The organism is Maribacter luteocoastalis (assembly GCF_048890225.1).
In the GTDB taxonomy this organism is placed as follows: domain Bacteria; phylum Bacteroidota; class Bacteroidia; order Flavobacteriales; family Flavobacteriaceae; genus Maribacter; species Maribacter luteocoastalis.
Genome location: NZ_JBMFZG010000012.1, coordinates 113,411 through 128,574, shown reverse-complemented (window position 1 = coordinate 128,574; position 15,164 = coordinate 113,411). Strand labels below are relative to the sequence as shown.

Genomic DNA, 15,164 nt, shown 5'->3' with positions numbered 1-15,164 from the left:
AAGAAAAGCAAAATAACATAGCTTAGAACCAGAATACGGTTTTATGGCACTTAGTAACAAACTGGGCCTTATTTTAGGGCCCATCTTTTTTTTGGTAATTATTAACCTACCACAAGCACTCATCTCTGGGCAAGCAGATACAGTTGTTGCAGTAGCCATTTGGATGATTGTTTGGTGGATTACCGAAGCCGTTTCCATTTCCGTAACCGCACTATTGCCCCTATTGCTATTTCCTTTACTTAAAATTATGCCTATGGGCGATGTAGGTGCCAACTATGGCAGTCCCATCGTTTTTCTGTTCTTTGGCGGTTTTGTTATGGCACTGGCACTGGAAAAGGTAAACTTACACCGTAGAATTGCATTAAACATTATTAAACGTACAGGCACCACACCCAATAAGGTTATCCTAGGCTTTATGATTGCTACCGCCACCTTGAGCATGTGGATCAGTAATACGGCAAGTACGGTGGTAATGCTCCCCATTGCCATGTCCGTTATTCAGTTATTGATAAATGACGCTGACGGATTTACAAAGCGTGACCGTAATTTTGCCTTAAGTGTTATGCTTGGCATTGCCTTTAGTGCCAATGCCGGAGGTATTGCCACGGTTATAGGCACACCACCAAATTCTGTCCTTATTGGTTTGTTGGAAAATGAATATTCTATAGAAATATCCTTTATAAAATGGATGATCATTGGGCTACCTTTTTCAATTATCATGATTGCCTTTTGCTATCTTGTTTTGGTGAAATTCCTTTACCCTAACAGGGATTTAAAATTTAATGCCTCAAGAGCAATTATAGATCAAGAATTACACAAACTTGGGCCTACCAATGGAAAGGAAAAAATGGTACTCGTTATTTTTGGAATAACTATTTTTTTATGGATTTTTAGAACGGTAATCAATTCCCTTATACCTGAACTGGGCTTATCGGATACCATGATCAGTATGTTCGCCGCTATTTCTTTGTTCGCTATTCCCTATAACATAAAGAAGGGAGATTTTATTTTAGAGTGGAAAGACACTACTAAATTGGCGTGGGGCATTCTTATTTTGTTTGGTGGTGGTTTGGCATTGGCCAAAGGCATGAGTGTTACCGGAATAGTGGACTTGGTTGCCGCCGCTATTGCTGCAAGTGACATCAGTGTTCTTTTCACCGCAACCCTATTGATTTTTCTAATGCTGTTCATGACGGAACTCATGAGTAACGTAGCCTTGGTAGCAGTCTTGGCTCCCGTAGTAGCCGGAATTGCCATAGGTTTAGAACTTCCCATTGTGTATTTGCTAATCCCTATTACCATGGCCAGTAGTTGTGCCTTTATGCTTCCTATGGCCACGCCGCCAAATGCCATTGTGTTTGCAAGTGGTTATATTAAAGTTCACGAAATGGCGAAAGCCGGTATTTTCCTAAACCTAATTGCTGTACTATTGTTAATAGTGCTTTTTCAATTTGTGCTACCCCTCCTATTTTAGATAAAAAGATAAAGCCCTTGCGAGAACAAGGGCTTTATACTTAACTAATTCAGAAACTAAAAAATGTCGTTCCCCATGTAATAGACGCAAGAAAAAGTGAAATGTTACACCATTATCATTTTTTTGTATAAGCAATGTTGAACACCTTAAAAGGCAAACATTAATAATACTAATTTAGAGAGCGTCTGAAAGTACGTGTATAGAACATGTACAAGATGTTGATCTTAAATTTCGAGGCAAGCCTCGCAAGATTTTAATCGCGATTATTGCGTAATAACCGTCGGTCTTTGGATATCCCCCGTTGACCGATAGTCTATTTTTCCTCACCTCTCCTAGCATATAAGAGTCATTTTCCTGGGCTATTTTTGGACTATCATTAACATTGCGTCCCATGAACAGGAATATTAAAAGTCTACTTTTTTTGGTTGTTTTTATAATCATGTCTATTATCTACCATAAAACTGATAAACCATACATGGTTTCAAAATCATCCTTTACAACGGAAAAATCCATGGTAAAAAACACCAATTACCAAAAAAGTTCACCACAGTTTTAAAACTGTTTTATAGGCGAACGTCGACCAAAAACCAAAAAATCCGATGAAAGTTTTGACTTTACCACAGAAAAAGGTCATTTGCCATCAATAAATGACCATTTTACAACAACGACCCATATGGCATGCCTATAAGTTTTAGTTTAGAGTCAAATAAAAAAACCCCCACATCATGAACAAAAAATTAAAAAGTCTTTTATACCTCGGCGCTTTTATGATCGCGGCGATAGTTTACAACGGACAAATGGAAGCGCCAGAAACCAATGCGCTCTCTACAAATAAGGAACTGGCGGAAGCAGACATAACCATCCGCCCATTTACTCAAGATATAGCACAAGACAGAACCCAATGATCTTACCCACGCTGTATACATAACGCGGCCTTGTGCCGCGTTTTTTTTTGCCCAAAATTTAAGATACCCTTCGTTAAAATTCTATTAAAACCAAATTTTAAATTAAACCAAAAAGTAAAGTCCATGTCAAAGATGTGTAAACCTTAAAAATAAAACGATGAAAAAAATAATGATAATGGCTGCTTTGGTACTTGCATGTGGTTTGGCAATGGCACAAAGACCAGAAGGAAAAGACCATAAAAGAATGCAAGATATGACCCCTGAACAGGTAGCCACCTTGCACACTAAAAAAATGACCTTGGCTTTAGATCTAACCGAGGCCCAACAGACGAAAATGAAATCTTTATTGGCTAGCCAAGCAGAAAAGCGCAAAGCGAAGATGGAAGAATTTAAAGCGAAAAAGGAAAATGGCGAACAACCAACTGCAGATGAAAAATTTGCCATGCAGAATGAGCGTTTAGATGCACAGATTGCCCATAAGGCAGAAATGAAAAAGATCTTGAACGATGAACAATATGCCAAATGGGAAAAAATGCAGCATCATAGGGGCAAGCATGGCAAAGGAAAGATGAAAGAACGTAAGTCTCGTAGAGAATAGTTGATTTTTGATTGTTAGTGATTGTTGATGAAAAGGCCTTGCAGTTTGCAGGGCTTTTTTATTGGTAGCAATCCCAACCTCGGCAGAATATTTTAAGATGTATCTTACAAATTATATAGCATTCATACTACTATAAGTTGTTTGGCTAATTTATTTGTAGGATATTTAGAGAATTCCCTCATAAATATCAGTATATAGTTAACAGGTATAAAGACCATTTGGTCTTTATACAATTGTAGCGTTTATTGTAAAAAAGCAATTTGGTAAATTTCAATATCTAATATATCGAGTTTTGACGAAATCTAATAGTCACTTTAATATATATATATATGTATGCGCTCATGGACAGTTTTAATTTTTGTAGTTCTATTGCACGCTTGTAATACAACTCCCCAGAATGAAGTCATAGATGGCATTCTAGAAGTCCCAGAAAACCGACTAGATTCCGATTCTCGAACTCTTAAATTGGTATATAAAGTTCTTAAGGCAAAAAAAGCCGATTCGTTAAAGGCGCCTATTTTATATTTACAAGGCGGCCCAGGAGCTTCAACCTTAATCATGGAGGAGTACTGGAAAAATCATCTTCTCAGAAACGATAGAGATATTGTACTGATGGATCAACGTGGAACAGGCGCATCTGGAGCAAACTGCATTGATATGGGTAAAGCCATCATTGCAATTGCAAGACAAGACTTAGGCCCTAAAGAAGAACTATTGGCCTTGGACTTAATCTTTAACCAATGTAAGGAGGCGGTCAATCAAAAAGGTGTTGATTTGGCCGGATATACAAGCCAAGAAAATGCCGCTGATTTTGAGGACTTACGTAAAGACTTGGGATATGAACAATGGAATCTGTTTGGAGCTTCCTATGGTTCAAGGTTGGGGTTTACTATCATGCGCGATTTTCCACTTAGTGTTCGTAGCTCAATCTTTGTAGGCGTTTTTGCTCCAGAATCTCAATTATCTGGAGAAACTGTTATCGATTTTGAAAAATCTCTTTTTGAAGTTCTCAGGCGTTGTGAACAAAGTGAGAAATGTAATAGCCGCTATCCCCATCTTAAAAATCGTTTATTAAAAATCCTAAAAAAGTTAAAGTCTGAACCCTTGCATTTAGAGTACGATTCACAACTTTTTGTTCTAAACCGTCGAGATGCTTTACTATTGTTACACCACTCCCTTTACAGTCGCCAGTCAATAGCAAATATCCCCAAAATTATTGAAGCGATGGAGAAGGGCAAATTGGAACCCATCAACAATGCCCTGCAATATATTGAATTGATTTACAATCTTGTCAATTGGCCTATGAACAATTCGGTCATGGCCTATGAAGAACTGCCCTTTATCGATAGTCTTGAAATAATTAATGCTCATGGAAAATCGGAACTAAGGTTTGACATTACAACCTTTGAAGGGTTTAACTCTCTATCCGATTGGCATCCATTTAGGGCTTCGGTCCTTGAAAACCAACCCGTGGTTTCAGATGTTCCAACGTTGATGGTTTCGGGCAGTTTAGACCCAGTCACTCCCATTAGTAATTCCATCGAAGCTTTAAAGCATTTGAAAAATGGTTACCGGGTCGATTTCCCAGATGAAAGTCATGATTTGGCCAACCCCTGTTTCCTTAAAATTGCTGAAGATTTTCTTAACAATCCATTCCAGAAACCGGATTTAGATTGTAGCACAATAAGACAACCACTTGAATGGAACTTAGCCAAGCCATCTCAATAAAAAAATGGCCTCCTTTAACGAATTACTCGCTCATGCGCAAACAACAAACGCTAACAAAACCTAAACGTAATGCGGACTTTAGGAGATAATCGAAAGGTCTTTTTAATTATAATTATAACAGGGAATATTTAGACTTAATTTTCATATTATGCCCTTTATTAAAAGGCGCCTGAGGGTACAGTACTTCCAGATACCTGAGCGGCCAGTACTTCTTGGTGCCTTCGACTCCGCTCAGGCACCAAGAAGTTAGCGAAGACACAACACCAAGCCAACCAACATTTAAAGATGTTTGGGTCCTATTTTAATGGATATCCAACAGAATTTAAAGTATTTTTAATGAAGAGAATGTATTCAAATAAAAATACATCGTTCAAATATTTCGTAAAATATCCAATAACGGATCGGTTCGTTTTTCGGATAGGAAAAAATAATAAACGCTACTAAATGGATAGTTTTCTTGAAAAAGAATTTGGCATTTCTATAACTAAACGTAAAAAACTTGATGGTTACGATAATGCCAATTATCTAATATCCACAGAAAAAGACACGTACATCTATAAAACCTATCCAAATTCAGGTTCTACTTATGATGTGGTAAAAGCGGAAACTGAAACGCTATTATTCTTAGCGGAGGAGTATGGCACTAAAATTCCGAAACCCATCCCATTTAAAGACCATTCCTACGTAAAGTTGATAGGGACAGGGGATGAAAAGAAAGTCTGCCGTATGTTATCCTTCTTAGAGGGGGAATTCATGGGAGCTGTTAAACATTCCACTTCCCTATTTGAATCTTTGGGCACATTTTTAGCTAAGTTAGATGTACAACTCAAAGGCCTTAAAAACTATACCATACAAGCCAGACAGTGGGAATGGGACCTACAATATGTAGATCTTAACAAAAAATATAGTAATGCTATACCCAATGCAAAAGATAGAAATATTGTCACCTATTTTTTCAACCAATTTGAAGAGGTCGTTAGGCCCTACTTCCCCGAATTAAGAAAACAAATCATACACAATGATGCCAATGAATGGAATATACTGGCGCAAAATGGGAAGATTTCTGGTATCATTGATTTTGGAGACCTTGCACATTCCTTTCTTATCAATGAACTTGCCATTGCCATTACCTATGCCTGTTATGACAAAGAAAACCCTTTAGAGTGGGCCGTCATCATTGTAAAATCCTATCATTATATTCTTCCATTAGAAGAAAAAGAAATCCATATTTTATACTACCTCATAGCGGCAAGGCTCTGCATAAGTGTATGTAATTCTGCGCATTCCCGCATAGTAGCGCCTTCCAACGAGTATACTTCGGTAAGTGAAAAATCAGCTTGGAAAATGCTATATCATTGGTTGACGATTAATCCATTACATGCTGAAAATGAATTTAGAAAAGCAGCTGGTATTTCTGATATACCTACCGTTGCTATTGACCGTGTCATCGCCAAAAGGCATAGGTATATTAGCCCCATCCTATCCCTGAGTTATGAAAAACCCATACATATGGTCAGGGCTGCATTTCAATACATGTATGACACATCGGGAAATACATTTTTAGATGCCTATAACAATATTCCACATGTTGGACATGCCCACCCTACCGTGGTTACGGCCGGACAAGAACAATTGGCAAAACTAAACACCAATACCAGATATCTTTATGATGAATTAGCAGATTATGCAGAGCAATTATTAAATTATTTTCCACCTGAATTAAACAAAGTTTTTTTTGTGAACTCAGGAAGTGCCGCCAGTGATTTGGCCATGCGAATGGCCCATAGTCATACGGGGTTCAAACACATCATGGTAATGGAGGCAGGTTATCATGGCAACACTCAGATGGCCATAGATATTAGCGATTATAAATTCAATAACCCGAAAGGGCAAGGGCAAAAAAACCACATCATAAAAACACCTTTGCCAGATACTTATAAAGGAAAATATAAAATGGACCAACCGAAAGCAGGTACACTTTATGGAAAAGATACGGTTGCCCAAATTGAGAATAGTCCTTTCCCTATCTCTACATTTATAAGTGAGCCCATAGTGGGCTGTGCAGGTCAAGTGCCATTAGCCAAGGGTTACTTGAAAGAAGTATATCCGGCTATACGGGCAAAAGGGGGTGTTTGTATAAGTGATGAAGTGCAAACTGGTTTTGGACGTCTTGGTGATTACTTTTGGGGTTTTGAATTACAAGGTGTTACCCCAGATATGGTCATTTTGGGTAAACCCATAGCCAATGGCCATCCCATGGGCGCTGTAGTATGTACGGCAGAAATTGCAGCTTCCTTTGAAAAAGGCGTTGAGTTTTTTAGCTCGTTTGGTGGAAATCCAGTGTCGTGTGCTATGGCATCTGCAGTTTTAAAGGTCGTAGAAGAGGAAAAACTACAGGAAAATGCCCGGTTGGTGGGCAATTATTATAGGTCTCTTTTAAAGAAGCTTATGCAAAAATATCCTTGTATTGGAGATGTACGGGGCTCAGGATTATTTATTGGGCTCGAGATTGTACAGGCAAATACAGAACTTCCGGATACTGCTTTAGCAAACCACATTAAGAATGAATTAAGAAACAGGCATATTTTAATTAGTACGGATGGGCCTTTTGATAATGTTATTAAAACAAAACCACCTTTATGTTTTAGCAAAGAAAACGCAGAACGTGTGGTCACCGCAATTGAAACTATTTTAAAAACGTATTATAACCGAATTTAGAAGTCATTAAAAAGACAGCCTATACGTAATAGTTGTGCTAAGTTGAAAAAATCATTGATGGTTGACCCTAATTATTATGGTTCTTGAATTAGGTTTTTATACATGACTTAATCTGAAGCCGTTGGTTAAATTAAAACAATATGAACAACAAAAAGAAAATTATAAGAACTTGGAAAGGTTGGACAACATTGGAAAATGCTTATATTTATAAAGATATGCTAATTAATGAGGTATTCCCTACAGTAAAAAAGAATGGCGTTATTGGACTTGAGAAGGTAAGTATTTCCACAAAAACCAAAATAGACGAAGTAGAATTTTTTCTTACGCTTCAATTTGAATCTCTTGACGCTGTTAAGTCCTTTGCAGGTGATAATTTTGAACAGGCCTATATTCCTGAAAATGCAAAGCGCGTCTTAAAAAGATATGATAAGAAAGCTGAGCATTATGAATTAAAAGAAGAATTGATACTCTAAAAGGTAACCACCATACCGTTAAAATTATGAGTAAACGGTAGGTGAGCAGCCTGTGCTGAGCGTAGTCGAAGCAAGCGAAGACACATTAATTCTATAACTTTAAATTTGGTTTTAACCCATGGCAACTATAAGAATTATATGCTGGTCAGGATTTAAACGATGGCATGTTTTTATAAAAGGTGTGCTATGAAGACGACTACCTTACTAGCTTAGTTTTTCTATATAAACGTCTACTTACCTATTATCATCCCTTTTAGTGACCAAAGAATTTCAAGAACATCTTTTTTGGTTTGGGCATCTTTTCCATGTCTATCCAATACTAGGAAAATATCGTCCATAGTCTCCATATATTCTGCGGCACTAATATTCATTCCTCGATGTGTTGTTTCCATATCCCTACCGGCATAAACCTGTGGACCTCCACTTCCCGTAATAAAAAAATTGACCGTATGCATTTTAACCTTCGCCAAATTTTCAGGCTGTTCTAAATAGGGAGTAAACCGGGCGGAAATTGCCGGATTGTTCATATGTGCCTCAACCACATCATCTACAATTTTAACTATGCCTTTTTCAGCTCCTAATCTTTCAAATAATGACTCTGCCATAACTCTGGATTTATTTATTTTGTTGCTAATGGTTTACTCTTGTAAAACTATTGCCTTTCCCTAAGTTCTTCAAGTACAAATAGCCCAAAAAGATGTAAAATTTGACCAATTGCCTATGTAGTTAGAGTTATAGCCTTTTTACATATGAAGGGCTTTGATGTATTCTTTGGGTGGGATCCCATACCTTCTATGAAAACATTTTGAATAATATGAGGAACTGGAAAATCCACATAAAAAAGCAGTTTCGGATACGGAGTTCTTTCCATGCATCAACATATCCAATGACCTTTCCAATCTATATTTGTTAAGATATGTATTGGGTGAACAACCTAAAATAGCTATACTATTTCTATACATTTGGGACCTACTGAATCCAAGATTGGATGAGAGCATTTCAATTCTCAATTCGGAGTTGGAAAAGATAGTCTCTAGAGAACCATAGAAGTTATAAAGGAAAATCATTTCAGCTGCACCAACGGTGTTCATTGCAATTGCATTAGTAGCAACAACACTTGATTCTTCTTCCTTATACATATCCTGTACCAAGGGTGAAACCGAAAACCCCCTACCTACTTCACATAATCTCCTTGAAGTCTTAATGGTGTCTTCAAAAATAGATTTGTTCCCTTCTACTGGGAGGCCTGCATCCAAACCTATACTTAAACCCAAATGGGGATATCGCTTGCCTAACATACCAAAAAGGGCTGAACCACAATGTATGGCATCCTGAACATTTCTTAGAGAAACCAATAGGTTACGACCATCTTGGCGAACAACGGTCCCGTTCATTTCATTGACCACTTTGATGAGCTTATATTTAAATTCTTTAAGCGTGGATGTTAATCCTTCAACTGGATTCTCTTTTAGCTCACCAATTCGTATTTGGATAGATAACAAAAAACGAAATGCAGGTTCGTCAATCACAATCAGTTCATCACCAGGCTTGGCCTCTGGATCCTCCATTCTTCCAAGAAATGATTCTACCAGACGTTCATCTACCTCAATAATTGAATGGGGAACTTCACCGTGTGCGTGGTTGTGCATTTCATGTACTGATTCCGCATTTGGAGCTTCAACCAAGCAGAATGCAGTTTTTCGTTTATCGTCAAACCAATACGTTAATCCACGGCATTTGAACTTATCCTGAACCTTAAGATCTTCCTGGTGTAGCTGTGCCACATTTTCGGCAGTTACTTCTTTAGACACATCGTGTCTATCCATATATATAGGCATCGCTATTAATTTAATCTACATACAATATAGGCTTATAAGATTGGACTTTTGCCGATTCTACGGAAAAACAATAAAACAGAAACAAGAATAGCCCAACAAAGGGCATAGTAAATGTGGCCAGTTCTAAAACAATAAACGCGGTACCTGAGGCGAGCCTAAGTCAAATAATTTAAAATCCTATTGTAATTTCAACTAGTATTGACCTACTTCGATGTACTTCATATCCACTCGGTTTCCAAGAATCCTTATTTTAAAACATTTGGTTTCCAAGAATTGGAAGCCAATGTTTTAATTGCATCTATCTGTGTTGGTTATCTAATTTTTTTATTGGATATTTAAAGTAATTCCCTCCTGCCAAAATTAAAAAATAGCACTGTAGAAACTCGTTTCCAAGTGCAGTTGTTGGAGGTAATAAGAACATCATAATCCAAAATCATGAAACCCAAAATTCTAGTCACTTTAAGCTTAATTATTTTAATGTCATTTACAATTTTGGCACAAAAAGAACCTCTTAAAATTGGTATTGTAGGCCTTACCCATTCCCATGTACATTGGATTCTTGGCAGTGAAGATCGTGAAGATATTCAAATTGTTGGTATTGTTGAACCCAATAGAGAGTTAGCAGAACGGTATTCAAAACAACACGGATATTCTATGGGTATTGTCTTTAACACCATAGAAGAAATGATCAGTAGAACCCAACCTGAAGCGGTTACTGCCTTTGGTACTATTTATGATCATTTGAAAGTGGTTGAAATATGTGCTCCCATGGGCATTCATGTTATGGTAGAGAAACCTTTGGCCGTAAGCCTGGAACATGCAAAAAAAATGGAGGTGCTTGCCAAAAACCACAATATCCACCTACTTACTAATTATGAGACAACTTGGTATCCTACCAATCATAAAGCTAATGACTTACTGAAAACTGGAACAGTTGGGGATTTACGTAAAGTTGTTATTCGTGATGGCCATAAGGGACCGAAAAAAATAGGGGTAAACAGTGAATTTTTAGAATGGCTCATAGATCCTATCCAGAATGGAGGAGGCGCTATTATGGATTTTGGATGTTATGGTGCAAATTTAATGACCTGGTTACAAAAAGGTAAAAAACCAAATACAGTGACTGCGGTGACCCAACAACAACAACGAGAAAACAATCCAAAAGTAGATGATGATGCCACCATAATTTTGACGTATGACAATTCCAATGCCATAATACAAGCATCGTGGGACTGGCCCATTGGACGGAAAGACATGGAAATTTATGGCTTACATGGAGCAATTTATGCCGATAATCGCAACGATCTTCGTGTTCGAATAGCAGAGGGCTATGACGGCTACAAGGAAGAGTCATATAATTTAGAAGAACGACAAGCACCTTTGAACGACCCTTTTGCCCTATTTGCGGCCGTAATAAAAAATGAAATCACTTTAAATCCCTTTGACCCCTCCACACTAGAGAACAACATGATAGTTATGGAAATTCTTGAAGCTGCCCGTAAAAGTGCTAAAACTAAAACAACAATTGATATTAATCCATGACCATCTAAGCAAAATTGAATACAATGAAACAAAGGATTTTTCTCATAGCAATTATAATATGTTGTACTACTATTTCCCACCTATCTGCCCAACAGGATAATTTTGTAAATGACTTTTTAGAACGATTGGAAAACTCCCGTAAGTATCTAGTACTTGTGGCGGAAACGATGCCTGAGGATAAATTTGACTTCAAAGCAACACCAGAATCATTGAGCTTTGCTGAAAATTTAATGCATATAGGATTTGCCTTGGACTGGCATAGCCAGACATTGTTAGGTGGTCGGGAATCCAGGGATTGGAATACGGATACCACATTTAAGACCGCCAATAAATCAAAAGACCTAATGATAACAACTATAAACAAGACATTTGATGAAACTACAGCGCTTATTTCTCATTTTGATACCACTCAATTGGATGACGAGCTAGACTATTTTGGCTTGCGTAGGACCAAACGTCAAATTTTCATGTTGCTTGCTGACCATGTTACGCATCATAGAGGACAAATGCTTGTTAATATGAGATTAAACGGGCTTGTTCCTCCAAGATATGTCTTGTTTCAATAACGCAACTAAATAGAATTTTAAAATTATAAACGTAGAACCTACAAAAACCCATAGTCTGCTTATGCTTACTGCAGTTAACCCTAAATTACCAATGCGTGACAAAAATGTTACCAGGGAATTTTATATATCTAAACTTGGATTTAAAGAATTTGGAAGTGCCGACTTTGATGGCTATTTGATGATGGAAAAGGACCAAATTCAAATTCACTTCTTTGAATTCAAAGCAATTGACCCTAAAAACAACTATGGACAAGTGTATATTAGAACTGATAACATTGATGATTTTTATCAATCAGCATTAGAAAATAACACAAATATTCATCCAAATGGGCCATTGGAAACTAAACCGTGGGGTCAAAAGGAATTTTCTGTTCTGGACCCAGATAATAACCTGTTGACATTTGGACAAAGCATTTAAGAAAATAATTACTTCGCTTACTATTTTAAGGAAATTAGCGGTATGCTTAATTGATACTCGTTTATTATTACCAAACCTAAATAAACCTTCTATAGGTAGATTTCTAATACAAAAGCTTCTCAAAACTTGCTCAAGGCCCTTGTATCACTTACATTTAAGTAACCAGTTTTGACCAATGATAAACTTCTTTAGAAAAGTTCGCCAAAGATTACTCGCTGAAAATAAATTTTCAAAATACTTACTCTACGCCTTAGGTGAAATTATATTGGTGGTTATTGGTATTTTAATTGCGCTTCAAATAAATAATTGGAATGAAAATAAAAAAGAAGACAGAATAGCCAAGCAATCAATAAATGCCTTAAAATTTGATTTAGCCAAGGACATACAAACCCTAGAGACTGTTATAAAGAATTCCATTAAAGATAGTACGGATTTAGGGAGGTTAAGAAAGAAAATTTCCGATAAGAATATTACTCTCGATACACTTATCCATATTGCCCGCTTTGAATTTAATCCTTTTATACACCTCGGCATCTCCTTTAACAAAAATACCGCTATCAGCCTATTGTCAACCGGAAATATTAATTTATTGCCAAAAACAGTCCAACAACAATTATTGCTCCTAAATGCACTTCAAGATAGATATTTGCAAGTTTTCACGAACGACGTAGGTATTTATTTAGACAATACCATTTTATATTCCAGAAAGTATACCTTCAATGATTATGGCCACATCGATTCTAATTCGAAATTAGCAGATAGTATTTGGTCAAAAGCCTCATTTACCAGCCTTGGGGCAGAATTTAATGGCCTTATTGGTGTTAAATATAGTGATTACCATGGCTTGATACCTTCGCTACAGAATATCCATAAAGAAACCACCAAACTAATTGAACACTTAGAGACTTATAATTAAAAATCTTACTCAAGATATCTACAACTATGCCGCTAAACCAGTTAACCAAATACTTTAAAACATGACTAAATTTCCAAACGCCTTTGTAATCATTATAGGGGTAATCCTCTTTTCTTGGATTCTTACCTATGTTATTCCGCAAGGGACATATGAAAGAATAACTGATGAGCAATCCGGAATTACAGAAGTGGTAAGTAATTCCTATCAACAAATTGAACAGGATCATCTTTCTGCTTTTGACCTTATATTGGCCATTCCTAAAGGTATTGAAGGAAGGGCAGACGTAATTGTCTTAATTCTTTTGTTGGGTGGTTGCTTCTATGTCATAGAAAAAACAGGAGCACTGTCCCAAGGCTTGAGTAAACTTGTAGAGCTTTTAAAAGGGAAAGAGGTGCTTGCGTTGGTTATTGTATCCTTCATTTTTACAGCTGCAGGAGTTACCATTGGAATGCAAGAGGAGGTAATAGCCATGATTCCGGTACTTCTTCTTTTTGGTAAAAGTTTAGGTTATAATACCTATACCATAGTTTACATGAGTTATGGCTCCACGGTTTTGGGCAGTGCCTTTAGTCCCTCAAATCCGTTTGGGGTTGTAATTGCCCAGCAAGAAGCTGGTGTAGCGTTACTTTCGGGAAGTGAATTTCGCTTGATTGTTTTAGTCATTGCCTATCTGTTGTGGGTATGGTATCTTATACGATACGCCAATAAAAATCGAGTGGATAAAATTGAAATGTCTACAACTGGCGAGACAATGGACTTAAGGTCTAAAATAATCCTTTCCTTATTGTGTCTCACCTTTGGTATCGTCATTTATGGATTGCTAGAACTTGATTGGGGATTTATGGAAATGTCTGCCTGTTTTTTTACTTTGGGTATTTTTTCTGGTCTTATAGGAAAACTTGGTGTAAACCAAACCGGAGAAGCCTACATATCTGGGTTTAAAGAGATGATATTTGCCTCCGTAATTATAGGACTAGCCAACAGTATTTCATTACTTTTAAAAGATGGGATGATTATTGATTCTATAGTATATGGTCTATTTGGACCATTGCAATATGTATCTGCATCCATATCGGCCGTATTAATGATGGTTTCCCATACCATTTTACACTTTCCCATTCCTAGCTATTCGGGCCAAGCAGTGTTGACCATGCCAATTTTAGTGCCCCTTTCAGATTTAATAGGACTTTCACGACAAACTTGTGTACTGGCCTACCAATATGGCGCTATTATGGCAGACATGTTTGTGCCAACAAACGGTGCACTTATGGCCGTGTTGGCGGTTAGTGGAATTTCTTATAATAAATGGTTGCGTTTTGCCTTAAAACCAACATTGTTGATATTGCTCGTGGGAGCTATCAGTATTGTTGTGGCCATAGCTATCGATTATCAATAGGTAAATACCTGGATGTTTGACCTTTAAAACTGTTAGCAAAAATTTAATGGTTCATGTATTTAGTACCTTAGAAATAATTAACCAGTATTGACCATTGATAAACTTCTTTAGAAAAATTCATCAAAAACTACTAACTGAAAACTAGTTCAGTAAATATTTAATTTTTGCCATTGATGAAATTGTTCTTATACTAATGGAATTATGATTGCATTACAGGTCAATAACTGGAAAGAAGTACAAAAAACATGAAGGCTAGAACAAGAATAAATTGGCTTCCTATTACGGGAATTTGAGATTAATCTAGCCATATTGGATGAGACATTTTCTTTAAACCGTACGATCGTAAGTAAAAGTATTGGATTTGGTGAGCTTACAAGACCGTGTCTATAGAAAAAGATGAAAAAACACCTTCCTATCCTAAGTTAGGTGTCTTAAAAACTATTCTGTATGTATTCCATGCCAACAGAATTTGTCTTACTACATTGTACAACACATAATGACCAATATGGAAGCTTTACACTGTAAAACGGTTTGCGCTTTAACTAGGGCTACCTTATATGGGCTTTACATAAAATTTAGCAAACATGGCTTT

The 15,164-nt window shown here is 36.9% G+C and carries 13 protein-coding genes; 11 read left to right on the top strand and 2 right to left on the bottom strand.

Going from position 1 to position 15,164, the window contains the following annotated elements; genetic code table 11:
• Positions 1-43 precede the first annotated feature (43 nt).
• The 6 genes from ACOCEA_RS17225 (at position 44) to ACOCEA_RS17200 (ending at position 7,896) form a co-directional block, all read left to right on the top strand.
• Positions 44-1,474: an SLC13 family permease gene (locus ACOCEA_RS17225; protein ID WP_420757517.1), complete on the top strand. Its 1,431-nt coding sequence runs from the start codon at positions 44-46 to the stop codon at positions 1,472-1,474.
• A 725-nt stretch (positions 1,475-2,199) separates the two neighbouring features.
• Positions 2,200-2,379 (top strand): hypothetical protein, encoded by a 180-nt coding sequence (locus tag ACOCEA_RS17220; RefSeq protein WP_420757516.1) that lies wholly within the window; start codon positions 2,200-2,202, stop codon positions 2,377-2,379.
• 157 nt (positions 2,380-2,536) lie between these two features.
• The gene (locus ACOCEA_RS17215) at positions 2,537-2,977 is read left to right on the top strand and encodes a hypothetical protein (protein WP_420757515.1); all 441 of its coding nucleotides are present in this window, start codon (positions 2,537-2,539) and stop codon (positions 2,975-2,977) included.
• Between the two features lie 333 nt (positions 2,978-3,310).
• Entirely contained in the window at positions 3,311-4,705 is a 1,395-nt protein-coding gene (locus tag ACOCEA_RS17210) for an alpha/beta fold hydrolase (protein ID WP_420757514.1), read from the top strand.
• A gap of 444 nt (positions 4,706-5,149) precedes the next feature.
• Positions 5,150-7,423, top strand: a complete 2,274-nt coding sequence (locus ACOCEA_RS17205) for an aminotransferase class III-fold pyridoxal phosphate-dependent enzyme (RefSeq protein WP_420757513.1) — start codon at positions 5,150-5,152, stop codon at positions 7,421-7,423.
• Between the two features lie 140 nt (positions 7,424-7,563).
• A complete protein-coding gene (locus ACOCEA_RS17200; RefSeq protein WP_420757512.1) occupies positions 7,564-7,896 on the top strand; it encodes an antibiotic biosynthesis monooxygenase in 333 nt (110 codons plus the stop codon).
• A 230-nt stretch (positions 7,897-8,126) separates the two neighbouring features.
• Here the strand turns inward: ACOCEA_RS17200 and ACOCEA_RS17195 are convergent, their stop codons facing one another.
• Together ACOCEA_RS17195 and ACOCEA_RS17190 are read right to left on the bottom strand one after the other, a co-directional pair.
• Positions 8,127-8,501, bottom strand: a complete 375-nt coding sequence (locus ACOCEA_RS17195) for a group I truncated hemoglobin (RefSeq protein ID WP_420757511.1) — start codon at positions 8,499-8,501, stop codon at positions 8,127-8,129.
• A gap of 138 nt (positions 8,502-8,639) precedes the next feature.
• Complete coding sequence (locus tag ACOCEA_RS17190) at positions 8,640-9,734, bottom strand: nickel-binding protein (RefSeq protein WP_420757510.1); 1,095 nt, start codon at positions 9,732-9,734, stop codon at positions 8,640-8,642.
• A gap of 477 nt (positions 9,735-10,211) precedes the next feature.
• On the opposite strand from ACOCEA_RS17190, the gene ACOCEA_RS17185 reads away from it, so the two are divergent.
• From ACOCEA_RS17185 to ACOCEA_RS17165, 5 genes are all read left to right on the top strand, one after another.
• Entirely contained in the window at positions 10,212-11,276 is a 1,065-nt protein-coding gene (locus tag ACOCEA_RS17185) for a Gfo/Idh/MocA family protein (RefSeq protein WP_420757509.1), read from the top strand.
• Between the two features lie 23 nt (positions 11,277-11,299).
• Entirely contained in the window at positions 11,300-11,842 is a 543-nt protein-coding gene (locus tag ACOCEA_RS17180) for a DinB family protein (protein WP_420757508.1), read from the top strand.
• Positions 11,843-11,903: 61 nt separating this feature from the next.
• Positions 11,904-12,260, top strand: a complete 357-nt coding sequence (locus ACOCEA_RS17175) for a bleomycin resistance protein (protein WP_420757507.1) — start codon at positions 11,904-11,906, stop codon at positions 12,258-12,260.
• A gap of 175 nt (positions 12,261-12,435) precedes the next feature.
• On the top strand, positions 12,436-13,176 hold the full coding sequence (locus ACOCEA_RS17170) for a DUF6090 family protein (protein WP_420757506.1): 741 nt from the start codon (positions 12,436-12,438) through the stop codon (positions 13,174-13,176).
• Positions 13,177-13,237: 61 nt separating this feature from the next.
• The gene (locus ACOCEA_RS17165; protein ID WP_420757505.1) at positions 13,238-14,572 is read left to right on the top strand and encodes a YfcC family protein; all 1,335 of its coding nucleotides are present in this window, start codon (positions 13,238-13,240) and stop codon (positions 14,570-14,572) included.
• Positions 14,573-15,164 lie beyond the last annotated feature (592 nt).

Bases quoted from the DNA above. Each gene is read 5' to 3' on its own strand.
- ACOCEA_RS17165 (WP_420757505.1), top strand. From the start codon at position 13,238: ATGACTAAATTTCCAAACGCCTTTGTAATCATTATAGGGGTAATCCTC.
- ACOCEA_RS17190 (WP_420757510.1), bottom strand. From the start codon at position 9,734: ATGCCTATATATATGGATAGACACGATGTGTCTAAAGAAGTAACTGCC.
- ACOCEA_RS17170 (WP_420757506.1), top strand. From the start codon at position 12,436: ATGATAAACTTCTTTAGAAAAGTTCGCCAAAGATTACTCGCTGAAAAT.
- ACOCEA_RS17225 (WP_420757517.1), top strand. From the start codon at position 44: ATGGCACTTAGTAACAAACTGGGCCTTATTTTAGGGCCCATCTTTTTT.
- ACOCEA_RS17180 (WP_420757508.1), top strand. From the start codon at position 11,300: ATGAAACAAAGGATTTTTCTCATAGCAATTATAATATGTTGTACTACT.
- ACOCEA_RS17210 (WP_420757514.1), top strand. From the start codon at position 3,311: ATGCGCTCATGGACAGTTTTAATTTTTGTAGTTCTATTGCACGCTTGT.
- ACOCEA_RS17175 (WP_420757507.1), top strand. From the start codon at position 11,904: ATGCTTACTGCAGTTAACCCTAAATTACCAATGCGTGACAAAAATGTT.
- ACOCEA_RS17195 (WP_420757511.1), bottom strand. From the start codon at position 8,501: ATGGCAGAGTCATTATTTGAAAGATTAGGAGCTGAAAAAGGCATAGTT.
- ACOCEA_RS17185 (WP_420757509.1), top strand. From the start codon at position 10,212: ATGTCATTTACAATTTTGGCACAAAAAGAACCTCTTAAAATTGGTATT.
- ACOCEA_RS17220 (WP_420757516.1), top strand. From the start codon at position 2,200: ATGAACAAAAAATTAAAAAGTCTTTTATACCTCGGCGCTTTTATGATC.
- ACOCEA_RS17205 (WP_420757513.1), top strand. From the start codon at position 5,150: ATGGATAGTTTTCTTGAAAAAGAATTTGGCATTTCTATAACTAAACGT.
- ACOCEA_RS17200 (WP_420757512.1), top strand. From the start codon at position 7,564: ATGAACAACAAAAAGAAAATTATAAGAACTTGGAAAGGTTGGACAACA.
- ACOCEA_RS17215 (WP_420757515.1), top strand. From the start codon at position 2,537: ATGAAAAAAATAATGATAATGGCTGCTTTGGTACTTGCATGTGGTTTG.